An 11,568-nucleotide genomic window follows, 5' to 3' on the forward strand; every position below is an offset into this window, starting at 1 on the left:
CAAGAAATAATGGATGTGCAAAGCCAACTCCTTTTTATTGGGAGTTCTGCCAGACATTTTAATTATGGTGGCAGAACGAAAAGGGGTTAGCAGACTGGTCAAACGTGGCCAGCACACCCGAAGGTGTCCCCCTCCCGTTCCGCCGCAGAGGGGGCACGAGGGCACAACACTAAAAGTATGAAACTTTTAATGCACGTTTGATGCGGTCTGCTAAAACCGACTGGCAATGTGGCCAGCAGGCAAAGGATAGTGCCCAGCCCTTTTGCAGTCAAGCACACAACATGACATTTGTTTTAAATTAGATCATTAAAAAGTAAGAATAAATAATGAGTGAGTTATTGTTAAATGAGGGTTTATACAGGGGAAATAAAAACAGCCTTGGAAGGCTGTTTTAGGTATAGGTAAGTGCGTGGTATTAATTTTAGGAGAATTAAACAAATAACTGTATTAACTAACTATTTCAATATCCTTTGAGTTTTGTTTTTTAAATTGATCATCCCATGTAATCCTAACAGTAAACTTACTTGGAAAGTCCATTCCTCTTGAATAGGAGAGCTTTCCTGAATGTCCTGAAACAATATTCATAGGAAAAATTTCATCAATATCCCAAAAACATCCAATATAAGCGCTATCAATTAAAACTTCTAAATAAACGTTTTCAGCAGAAGCCTTACCAGCATTAGTTATTATCACCTGATAATTTCCTTTTGCCCCTATTTTGTATGCTCGAATATCAGCCTTATTTTGTTCATTAGAGTAGTCTTTTTCTTTAGTAATTAAGAGGCTATTGATTTCAACCTGTTGTTCTAGAATCTTCTTGTTAAGTTTTTTAAAAGAAAAAAAACTATATATTGAAAATACTATTGATATACCTGCAAAAATAGCCGAAATTCCAGCTATTGTAATTTCCCAATTTATATCCATGAATTACTTATTTCCATCCTTTACCTTTAAATATTTTTTTCATTTCTTTAGCTAAATCTTTAGCTATTTTATTAGTATCTATCTTGTCTGTAATATGATTTTGTTCAATTAGCTCATCTTTATGAAGCATTAAATTACAAGTATCACATGTAACTATTTGGTTTTCATCAATAGAAAAAAGAGTATTCTCACAATTAGGACAAACTAAAGTAATCTGTTGATCTGGAATATTGAGCTTCATATTAATAATATCCTGAATTAAATAATAAATTTATAAAATATATCATCTAAAAACAAGAAAAAAATATAAACAAAGCGACAACAACTGTCGTGCACAATATATACATATTAATATAATGGCCTTTATATGAAATATAAAAATAAAAAAGTGCTCCCTCCTCTTTCTAACTTTCACAAAAGAGATTCTTATTAGATACAACCTAATTTAACGTGCAGGTAAAAATTCTTCTTGACCTTAGAGTGAACTCCAATCTTAGAATCATTATAGTATTTAGCACTAAAGGTATTATTTGATGAAAATAGTTTTCGCTATCGTTATATTTTCTGTGTTCATCCTTTTATTTCACCATAAAAGAATTGAAACAAAGATTGTTATAAATCAGCCAATAGATCATGTTTGGCAAACCTTCACATGCACATCATCGTATCCAGAATGGAACACTTTATTTGGTATTGATAGATTTCCCACGCATGTAGGTCAAGAAATTAGTGTAGCTTTATATAATGAAAACAAAAAAGTGCAATTTACAATGCAGCCAATCATAAAGAGACTTGATAAATATCACTTAGAGTGGGAAGGTAAATTATACATAAATAGTTTATTTAATGGTCGACACCAGTTTATTTTCACTAAAATTGACGCTAATACAACTCAATTAGTTCAAGCTGAAGATTTTAATGGGCTACTTGTACCTTTTTTAAATTATTTTGTTATTCGGCCTACCAAGCTAAATTTTGATAGAATGAATAAATCCTTGAAAAAATATAGTGAAGATCAAACTTTAAACAAAGATAGCTGCAAAATATCCTAGTTAAAATAATAAAGGTTATTAAATGAATATTAGTCAATTTTCGAAAAAATATGGTCTATCATTAGATACTTTACGTTTTTATGAAAAATGTGAAATATTGATTCCTGATCGATTAACAAATGGCTATAGAAATTATCAGGATATACATGAACAAAAAATTAAGTTAATTATATCCTTAAAAAGCATCGGGTTTACGTTAGAAGAGATTAAACAGTTAATTGAACTCGAAACAAAACCTCCTTCTGAACAATGTAATATTATTTCCAATCAATTAATTGATAAAAAAATAGAGATAATTAGTCAACAAATTAAATTATTAGAATATGGAAAAGATACTCTTTATGATGTTAAAAAATATATTAAGGATAATTCTTTTGTTAAAAATCAGGAAAAAATAAAAAAAATAATTGAGAACTTGTATAACTTTGCAAAAAATTAGATTTAAGAAAGAACAAAACCTATGTGTGAATGTCAAAATGTCAGTGAATTTTTTGTATGCTCTGACAGCTTTTCAAATATTTTCAGCAATAACGATGAAATAGAAAACACGTAATACAAAAAAGCCCCTGTTCTACAGAGGCTTTTTTTCAATTCAACACTTAATTATTTATGAACACAAGGTACAGCCGGTGAACCAATCCAAGCAGATTTAGCCGGAATATTTTCACCTTTCATGACCAATGTTAATGGTCCTAACACTGCATGATTGCTGACATTGGCGTTATACAAAATAATATTGTGCCTTTTTAGCCACAGACAGTTTTTACAGCTTTTGATAATGCAAATACAGTAATCAGCTACTTTCAAAAGAATTTTGGATGCATACATGTATTTTTATAGGCTCACCAATTAGCTTTAAATCGGCTCTAATTTCTAAAAGCAACAATAATTTAGTCTTCACACTGAATTTTTTTATGCATCAATAAAAAAGCTAAACTTTTATCAACCAAATTACCTGACAGCACCTCTTTTCTACTATCTATAGTTAAATTTATAGATGTTTTCATAAAGAAGTTCCCAAGGGAAATACATAGTAAAACTAAGGCTATATAAATAAAATTATTCTTAATCTTTATAAAATATACAATTAGAGAAGTGATTAAAAAAATAATTAATAAATTAATTATAAAATTATTAATAAAAATTGAATAATTATTAATTCCGTTAAATTCTACTAACCAAACTTTAAATAATTTAAAAGATGTATGCGTGCAATACAAATCTACAAATGAAATTGAGAGCAATACTACAACTGAAATGATTAGGCTAAATAAAGCTTTTTTTAACATTAGTTTTCTGCTCTTATTCCAATACCAAAAGTTTGTGTTTCATCTTTATTCTCTGCTGACATAAATTTAAATCCTCCGTCATACCATAAAAACACTGAATCGCTACCATCTACAGCGCAGGCATTTGTACAACCATTTTTAATAAAAGTATCTCTAAAGGTATCAAAAGAAACCGATCCTACACCGTGCTCTTGAGCAATCACCACAATATCAGCAGTAGGTGTAAATCCTATTCCTCCTCGCCCTGTTCTATTGTCTAAACGTGAAAGCGCAGCATATCTATTATTATTTCTTTGAGTCAAAAAAGGTTTATGAGCAGGTAGAGGCTCTCCTGTTAACTTAGCATTTGGTAATTCTTTACTATATAAATTACCATCACCGTATTTTAACCCTTTGAATACCAAAGGGCATAATCCACCAATACCCGTATAATAACCCCGATTTTTTGTTAAATCTCCTTGTCCCATAAACCATGTATAATCCAGTTTTTGAGCAATATAAAACATATTAGGTGCGCTATGTCCATGTAAAGCTCCTGTACCTAATAATGCAAAACCTTCATTTAATGTATCAGCACTTGGAACTGGGTCGTGTCCAACAAATGCATCCGCTTTTCCTGAATCTGTTAAACCATACCAACAACTATTTATACACACCGTTAATTTTGCTTTTGATTGTGCTCTTTGCACAGTTGCACTAAAAAGTTCTTCACCATCGCGGACAATAGGAGTTAAGCGAGATTTTCCTATAATTTTAATAATATGAAGGTCATTTTCTTTTTTATATTCAACTTTAAGCATCATGATTTCCTATTTAAAAATCTACTTTTAAATTTAGTCTTTTACTCAATAAATACTTCTGACTTTCATAATCCCAATCCAATTGGTCAATATAATCTAAAATAAGGCTATACCTAAAAACACCTTGCATAACAATAACATCAGATTTATTTTTACTTGAAAATTGTTTTTTATGCTCACTTAAAGCTTCATTCAGAATTTCAACTTGTTCAGAAATTGAATCTATTCCTTCTTTATTTGTATGAAATTGTCTTAAATTTTTTTCTAAATTCAATGATTCTCCATTAATTTCAATACTTTTGACTTGGGGTATATTTTTTGGAGGAATAAAGTAAGCCACTCCGTTTTCACTAATCCACAGTTCCTTTAATGGAGTTCCATTAATCACCAAATTATCTGTCGAATTTATTTTTTTTCCATCTAATCTCTCTATCCGAGCAAGAACTCCCGTTATAGGAAAGTGTATATTTGGTGTGATTTTAGCTTTAGGAGTTAACTGATCTGATGGTAGTAAATGCTGTATATGAGTACTCTTTAAACTAGCCACAGACGGTCCAGAAAAAATATGTTGTCCTGCAAATACTTTAAATTCTTTAGGCGTTTTTATAGTAATACCATCAGAGGAAATTATAATTTGTGAACCACCCGCCATGACTATGCCATTTATATTTTTATAGATAAAATCAATCTTAGCATAAATTAATTATCTTTATAAATATGACTTTTCTTATTGCTGTTCAACTAAAAGATAGTATTGTTGTTGCAATAGACAATAAATATTTAATTTTAAAATATAAAAGTTTAGATCAATATAATGAATATATGGACTCTAAATTATATAGATGGCACAGTGGGCTTATCACTGGCGTAGGTGAGCATTATGTCATTGATAAAGCAGTTCATCTTTTTATTAATAATTTTAATTCTGAAATTGAAAAGCTTCCAATTTGTTTAAATATTTCAAAACAAGTTAGAGAAATGGAAATAGGATGCCATGAACAGATTCAATTATCTAAAATTCTGTATTCTAGTTATAGTAAAAATGGAGCAAAGCTTTTTTCTGTAGAACCAACTGATGAACCAGATATCTATCAAACATTAGAATTTAGAGAAAATGATCTCATCATTTGGTTATTTAATCCTAATATTCAAAATATTTCTGAAAATTTAAAAAATCTTTACACCAATCCACGTCCTCATGCTTCATTTGATCATATAGAAGATTGGATTGATTACTATATTTCAGCTATTTCAGAAATTTACATAAAACAAAGTAGCGTAGATTCATGTATGAGTCGTAGTTTTGATATCTTTTTCCAAACAAAAGATCAATACTTTTATAAGCATATTGAAAATGATCAAAGCACAATAATTGAATTAAATGAAATTTCTAACAGTCTTGACTCTATTTAATATAATGAACTATATAAAAAGCCCCTGTTCTACAGAGGCTTTTTTCAATTCAACACTTAATTATTTATGAACCCATGGCACAGCCGGTGAACCAATCCAAGCAGATTTAGCTGGAATATTTTCACCTTTCATGACCAATGTTAATGGACCTAACACGGCATGATTGCTGACATTGGCGTTATACAAAATAATACTGCGTGTATTTACAACCACATCATGACCAATATTCACTTGTCCGATTTTCATAATACGGTCTTCAAACAAGTGCGTTTGTGGGCCTGAGAAGCTATTAAACTCAGCGCGGTCACCAATGCTTACACAGTCGAACTCTGTAATATCAGCCGTATCCATATAAACGTCTTTACCAATACGAACACCTAAAATACGCAAGAAGAATGGCAACATTGGCGTTCCTCTTAAGTAGTTTAAGAAGTTAGGAATCGCAACTGATTCATATAAGCTTGTGATCCCTTCGCTCAACCATACAAACATAGTCCACATTGGCGCTGAACATGGTTTATAGCGACCAATCAAAATCCACTTCAATAACGCCACGATAACGAAGCAGCCAACACCATAGAGCAAACCAGCAAGCGTTAAAGCCAACAAACCCGTTGGAATGTTGTATTTGTTAATAACATCAATAATCTCAAGCACGATCATATAACCCACACCAATCGCAAGAGCGGCAGGTAATACAACACGAAGGCCTTCAATAAAACCACGCATTAAACGGCGCTTGATACTTGGCAAAAATGTTAAATGATCTGGATATTTCTCAGCAGCTTCACGTGCAGGTAACAATAATGGCGGTGAACCAAACCAAGTTTGACCATCGTACATTTCAACGTTGTCAGGTGTTTTAGATTGCACACCAATCAAGACGTTGTCTGGTAACACAGTACCATCCGCAATATAAGCACTGTTTCCGACAAAACTACGGTTACCGATAGTCGTCGATTTCAAAGTCATCCAGCCGCCTCTGATTTCTTCATCGCCTAACATTACAGCATCGGCAATAAAGCTTTCTTCACCCAAAGTCAGCATTTCTGGAATAACACCGTTTGCAGTAGAAATTTCGGTATTTTTACCTACTTTCGCACCGAGCATACGGAACCATGTTGGCGCATAAATCGTAGCGAACAAGCCATGTAACGTTTGTAAGCTTGTTTCTAAAATTTGAGACGCAAACCATTTACGATAATAGGTGCTACCATGTACCGAATAAGTTCCGGTTTCAAGACGAGGCAACGCGATTTTACGTATTGCTGAAGAAATCACAGCAGTAATCATCATCATCATTGCACTAGCTGGAATCGCTAAAATGAAATAATAAATAGCGATTTGCAAATGGTCATTGGTACTAATATTAAATACGTTTGCATCTAACCAGTCGACCAACAGGAAGCTTGGGAAAATTGGAATAAAGAACAGACAAGCAATAATTAACGCACTCATTCCATAATATGCATATTCTGCAATTTTACGAATAAACGATAATTTTGGACGCTCTGGCATTTTATCTTGGTCGTCCACATGCCCGATTTTCTTGGCAGGTGTACCATCCCAAATTTCACCGGCTGGAATGACAGTGTCATATTCAATTGAAGTTAATGCATTTACGTGAGCTTGTTTCTCTAACACTGTATTTTCTTCTAATACAGCATAAGAACCCACATAACTATCTTCTTTTAAGTGAATTGAACCTAATACCAAGTGACCATGTTCTACTTTGGCATTCTCTAAGTTTACTTGAGAACCAATGCTCACCCCATCTTCAACAGTAAGTAAAGATGGCATACGAATATGGACTGAACTAATCGTCACGTCATGGCCGATCTTCGCACCAAGCGCTTTCAAATATAAGTTAAGTAAAGTCGAGCCTGACAAAAGGTAAACAGGTGAAATATTGCTAATACGATCTGCTAACCACCAACGGAAATAGGTTAATCCCCATAATGGATATTGCCCTGCACCAATGCCTAACATTAATAGTCGTTTGACAGTAATTGAAACGACAAAACTGGTAATAATAACGCTGATATAAACCAATAGAGACAACGCGATTGCATACGGAATACTATCTCGTGTTCCACCAGTAAAATAATGGTAGGTAAAGAATGGTGCTAACCACTGCAAGATATTAATCGAAATTAAAACTGGAATGGTCGCAAGCTGTGCAATACCACATAACCATTTATAAGTTTGATTACGAGGGTTGTCTTGTCCAATCTGGCTATCAAATTGAGTTGGCTCAGGCTGCTCTAACATTAAAGCCGCAATTGCTCCCACCCTTCTCGCTTGATATAAGCTTTGAATCGTAAGATGGCTATATTCTGGATGTTCACGCAGATTTGAAACTAAAACAGCTGCTAAAAGTGAATGTCCACCTAAATCATCAAAGAAATCTGAATCAAGTTTAATCGGCATGTTTGGGAACAAGCGATTCAAAATACCAAATAAGATTTCTTCGGCTGGGTTTTGTGGTTGGTCAGATTCACTGCGGTCAATCACACTGGTAAGCGGTCTTGCTTTTAAAGCCTTACGGTCAATTTTTCCTGACAGTAAACGCGGTACTTCTTCAATAATCTCAAAACGGTTTGGCACCATATAAGGCGGTAAACGTTGACCAAGATTATGTCGAAGTTGCTTAATTTCTATAGGCTGTTTCGCTTCAAGTTCAGGTGCGATAAAAGCAATGAGCTGATCAATTCCGTCTTCTTGACGTAAAATTACCGCCGCTGTGCCAATGCCATCAATATCGCAAAGCGCAGCTTCAATTTCGCCGAGTTCAACACGGAAACCACGGATTTTTACCTGATCGTCAGCACGTCCCAAGCAATGTACTTGACCAAACTCATCAATTTTAGCCAAATCGCCAGTACGATAGAGCGATTGTTCATCCGGACCTTCTGCCCAAGGGTTTTGGATAAATTTATCAGCAGTTAAATCAGGTCGACCCAAATATCCTTCTGCGACACTTGGACCAAAAATACACAACTCACCTGTTTCACCTTGAGCGAGTAATTCTCTTTCAGCATTAATCACCAACATGCCATAGTTCGGCAAAGGCTTACCAATCGTGACGAGTTTGCCGCGTTCTAACAACTCAAGGCTTGCAGTAACCGTGGTCTCAGTTGGACCATAAGTGTTAAACATTTGATGGTGAGGTAATGCCCAACGGTCAACCAGTGAATCTGGGCACATTTCCCCACCTAAATTAATAATTCTTAAATTAGGTACATCTTCAGGAAATAAAGCAAGTAATGTCGGAACAGCATGCAATACTGTAATTTGTTCCTGTTTTAATGTTTGGCATAAACGTTCAGGGTCACTGACAAGCGACTTAGGTGCAATCCACAATGTTGCACCAACTAAGTAAGAAAGCCAGATCTCTTCAAACGACATGTCAAAAGCGACAGAAAAGCCTTGATAGACTTTGTCTTGCTCTTGAATACCCAAAATATCATTTTCACTACGTAAAAAGTGACAAATATTTTTTTGGGTAATCACAATACCCTTTGGCTTACCTGTTGAACCTGATGTATAAATAATATACGCAGGTTGTTCTGGGGTGGTTTTAGCTAAAGGAATATTTTCACTGAGTGGCTTTTGCAGTTCAGTATTTGTCCATTTTGTTTGTGGCACTTCTGCTAAATGTGCATACCATTCATCTGTAGTAATCATCCCTACAGCTTCGGCATCTTCAAGACAAACCGCAATACGGTCAGCTGGCGTATCCATATCAAAAGGAAGCCAAGCCGCACCACTTAAACAAATCGCCAATTGAGCTTTTAAAAGCTCGATGCCACGAGGTAACCATAGCCCAACAATGTGCCCTGGTTTCACCCCTCTTATTGTCAAATGTTGAGCCATGACTAAGGCTTGCTGATATAACTCACCATAACTCAACGTTTTATCTGCTTCAATTAAAGCCGTTTTATCAGGAAGAGCTTGTGCAGTATGGACAAAAATATCGGCCAAGACTTCATGCTGCAAAAATTCTGGTTGATACTTTCCACGAATAATATTGTTCGTGTTCGTTACAAACTGGTTCATTTTTATACTCTCTTTAATTTTCTGATTTGGCTCAAATGAAGTCATGATTTTTTTTCTGACTCATTAAAGAAATCGAGATGCATCATAAATTAAATAATTGAACTTAAATCAAGATTAAAGTTTTAGTTTTAAAGTCTGTTAAATAATATATAAATCCTGATTCTTTACTATCTTTTTTCTAAAAAAAATGAAGATATTAGCCTCAATATTTTAATCTTAAGATTGAAATTTGGATGAAAAACACACAAAACCAGCTCGATAAAAAACTAAAATTCACAAGATTTATATAACTCTAAGTTTAATTAAACTAACAAATACCTTCCTATATACGATTCTTCATATTTTAAACTTAATTGTTTTGCTCTGACCAATTAAAAGTTTAAAAAATGGAGATGTTCATTTAAATTTTTTTGAAGATGCTGAATTAATAACATCATATTAAAGTCGTGATGAGTCAATTCTATTTATCTCATATTTTTATTCTGTATTTTTCTAAAAACGGAGCTACTTTTATAACCTCATAGCTTAGACCTCCGAAGAGGTCTAAGCTAAAGCAACTACCTTTATAAATTTAACTTGCTAAAAACTTCCGCCCATCGAGCTAATCAAGCTAACAGTTGTCTGATATTGCTTACTCATGAGTGACCACACACTGTTTTGTGCTGACAAACGGGTATTTTGAGCACTCAAAACGTTTAAGTATCCGACCATTCCTGCTTTATATTGATTCATCGTGGTATTTTCAGCACGCGTGGCGGCCTGTAGACTTTGTTTCTGCTCATTTACTTCTTTTGAGAGTAAAGCTTGAGAAGCAATGTTGTCTTCAACTTCTTGAATAGCTGAAAGTACAGTTTGCTTATATGAAGCCGCACTCGCATCGTAAGCTGCAAGCGCCTGCTTAGTCTGTGCATGTCGAAGCCCACCATCAAACAATGTCGCTGCGAGCGTAGGACCAACCGACCAAATAAAATTAGGTGCATTAAATAAGTCACTTAATTTATTACTCTTATAACCTAAGCTTCCCCCCAAGCTAAAATCTGGGAAAATTGCGAGTTTTGCGACTCCGACCTGAGCATTTGCTGCCGCCATATTCCTTTCAGCCACAGCCACATCTGGACGGCGCTCTAAAATACTTGAAGGGAGTTCAACTGGTATTTGTGGCAATGAAGGCAAAGCTTTCGGCATCGTTAATTGAAATTGGTCTTGAGGCTGACCAATTAACGTCGCAATCGCGTGCTGTAACTTTACTTGCGACAACTGCATATCGGTATAATTGGCTTGTGCAGTTTGATACTGGCTTTGAGCCTGATCGACCGTAGTCGATGCCACAATGCCTGCTTTATATTGATTTTGGGTTAGCTGTAGAGACTTTTTAAGGTTATTCAGACTTTCCTGCTGTGATTGTAGCTGAAATCCTTGTACCACCCATTGTAAGTAAGTCGTAGCAAGTTGTGCCTGCATACTTAGACGAATAGAATTAAGCTCAGCTTCGCTCGATTGCGCTTTATTCTGGTTCACTAAAATATTCTGGTGAACTTTGCCCCAAAAGTCGGGTTCCCAACTCGCATTTACGCCCAAACCATAACTTGTGGTCGCTGATGCCTCACCAGATTTTGAGCGAGTAGCTGACGTATTTCCAGTAACTGTTGGTCTAGTCCCTGCTTTCGCTTCACTAAGCAGTGCTGTGGCTTGACGGTACTGTGCTTCATATTGTGCAATCGACGCATTTTCTTGGTTAAGCTGGTCAACGAGTTTATTTAATTGTCCATCTTGAAAAATTTGCCACCATTCACCTTTTGGTAAATGGTCACTTGGTAGCGCAATTTTCCAACCATCCGTTTGCCACTTTTTAATATCTAAACCATATTGTGCAGGCTGAGAAAAATTGGCACCAATATTCACATGAGGTGTCGGTTCAGGTTTGACCAACTGGCAACCCGACAATGTACCGGACAATATTAAAACTAAACTACTCAAGGCATTAAACGAGATATGTTTAAACCGTATATGATTTTTTTGATGCATTAACAT

At 34.8% G+C, this 11,568-nt stretch carries 10 protein-coding genes; 3 read left to right on the plus strand and 7 right to left on the minus strand.

The window, feature by feature from the left end; genetic code table 11:
* Nucleotides 1-447: 447 nt before the first annotated feature.
* Complete coding sequence (locus I5515_RS03670) at nucleotides 448-924, minus strand: hypothetical protein (RefSeq protein ID WP_199964797.1); 477 nt, start codon at nucleotides 922-924, stop codon at nucleotides 448-450.
* 7 nt (nucleotides 925-931) lie between these two features.
* On the minus strand, nucleotides 932-1,165 hold the full coding sequence (locus I5515_RS03675; protein ID WP_199964798.1) for a hypothetical protein: 234 nt from the start codon (nucleotides 1,163-1,165) through the stop codon (nucleotides 932-934).
* Nucleotides 1,166-1,457: 292 nt separating this feature from the next.
* Between I5515_RS03675 and I5515_RS03680 the strand changes: the two genes are divergently transcribed.
* Nucleotides 1,458-1,976, plus strand: coding sequence for an SRPBCC domain-containing protein (locus I5515_RS03680; RefSeq protein ID WP_199964799.1), 519 nt, complete (start codon nucleotides 1,458-1,460; stop codon nucleotides 1,974-1,976).
* A gap of 22 nt (nucleotides 1,977-1,998) precedes the next feature.
* Nucleotides 1,999-2,415: a MerR family transcriptional regulator gene (locus I5515_RS03685; protein ID WP_199964800.1), complete on the plus strand. Its 417-nt coding sequence runs from the start codon at nucleotides 1,999-2,001 to the stop codon at nucleotides 2,413-2,415.
* Between the two features lie 164 nt (nucleotides 2,416-2,579).
* Here I5515_RS03685 and I5515_RS17585 read toward each other — a convergent pair whose 3' ends face one another.
* The 3 genes from I5515_RS17585 to I5515_RS03695 all read right to left on the minus strand — a co-directional run bounded on the left by I5515_RS17585 (nucleotide 2,580) and on the right by I5515_RS03695 (nucleotide 4,717).
* Nucleotides 2,580-2,705: a hypothetical protein gene (locus I5515_RS17585; protein ID WP_265092290.1), complete on the minus strand. Its 126-nt coding sequence runs from the start codon at nucleotides 2,703-2,705 to the stop codon at nucleotides 2,580-2,582.
* 559 nt (nucleotides 2,706-3,264) lie between these two features.
* Nucleotides 3,265-4,065 (minus strand): hypothetical protein, encoded by an 801-nt coding sequence (locus tag I5515_RS03690; protein ID WP_199964801.1) that lies wholly within the window; start codon nucleotides 4,063-4,065, stop codon nucleotides 3,265-3,267.
* Nucleotides 4,066-4,078: 13 nt separating this feature from the next.
* Nucleotides 4,079-4,717 carry a hypothetical protein gene (locus I5515_RS03695; protein ID WP_199964802.1) on the minus strand — a complete coding sequence of 213 codons (639 nt, stop codon included), beginning with the start codon at nucleotides 4,715-4,717 and terminating at the stop codon, nucleotides 4,079-4,081.
* Nucleotides 4,718-4,782: 65 nt separating this feature from the next.
* Here I5515_RS03695 and I5515_RS03700 point away from each other — a divergent pair, with 65 nt between their 5' ends.
* Entirely contained in the window at nucleotides 4,783-5,478 is a 696-nt protein-coding gene (locus tag I5515_RS03700; RefSeq protein WP_199964803.1) for a hypothetical protein, read from the plus strand.
* Between the two features lie 60 nt (nucleotides 5,479-5,538).
* On the opposite strand, the gene posA is transcribed toward I5515_RS03700, so the two are convergent.
* Nucleotides 5,539-9,537, minus strand: a complete 3,999-nt coding sequence (posA, locus tag I5515_RS03705; RefSeq protein WP_199964804.1) for a delta-poly-L-ornithine synthetase PosA — start codon at nucleotides 9,535-9,537, stop codon at nucleotides 5,539-5,541.
* A gap of 579 nt (nucleotides 9,538-10,116) precedes the next feature.
* Nucleotides 10,117-11,562 carry an efflux transporter outer membrane subunit gene (locus I5515_RS03710; RefSeq protein ID WP_199964805.1) on the minus strand — a complete coding sequence of 482 codons (1,446 nt, stop codon included), beginning with the start codon at nucleotides 11,560-11,562 and terminating at the stop codon, nucleotides 10,117-10,119.
* Nucleotides 11,563-11,568: the final 6 nt, after the last annotated feature.

It is taken from the genome of Acinetobacter calcoaceticus (assembly GCF_016508255.1).
In the GTDB taxonomy this organism is placed as follows: domain Bacteria; phylum Pseudomonadota; class Gammaproteobacteria; order Pseudomonadales; family Moraxellaceae; genus Acinetobacter; species Acinetobacter calcoaceticus_E.

Bases quoted from the DNA above. Each gene is read 5' to 3' on its own strand.
- I5515_RS03695 (WP_199964802.1), bottom strand. From the start codon at position 4,717: ATGGCGGGTGGTTCACAAATTATAATTTCCTCTGATGGTATTACTATA.
- I5515_RS03680 (WP_199964799.1), top strand. From the start codon at position 1,458: ATGAAAATAGTTTTCGCTATCGTTATATTTTCTGTGTTCATCCTTTTA.
- I5515_RS03700 (WP_199964803.1), top strand. From the start codon at position 4,783: ATGACTTTTCTTATTGCTGTTCAACTAAAAGATAGTATTGTTGTTGCA.
- I5515_RS03685 (WP_199964800.1), top strand. From the start codon at position 1,999: ATGAATATTAGTCAATTTTCGAAAAAATATGGTCTATCATTAGATACT.
- posA (WP_199964804.1), bottom strand. From the start codon at position 9,537: ATGAACCAGTTTGTAACGAACACGAACAATATTATTCGTGGAAAGTAT.
- I5515_RS03675 (WP_199964798.1), bottom strand. From the start codon at position 1,165: ATGAAGCTCAATATTCCAGATCAACAGATTACTTTAGTTTGTCCTAAT.
- I5515_RS03670 (WP_199964797.1), bottom strand. From the start codon at position 924: ATGGATATAAATTGGGAAATTACAATAGCTGGAATTTCGGCTATTTTT.
- I5515_RS03690 (WP_199964801.1), bottom strand. From the start codon at position 4,065: ATGCTTAAAGTTGAATATAAAAAAGAAAATGACCTTCATATTATTAAA.
- I5515_RS03710 (WP_199964805.1), bottom strand. From the start codon at position 11,562: ATGCATCAAAAAAATCATATACGGTTTAAACATATCTCGTTTAATGCC.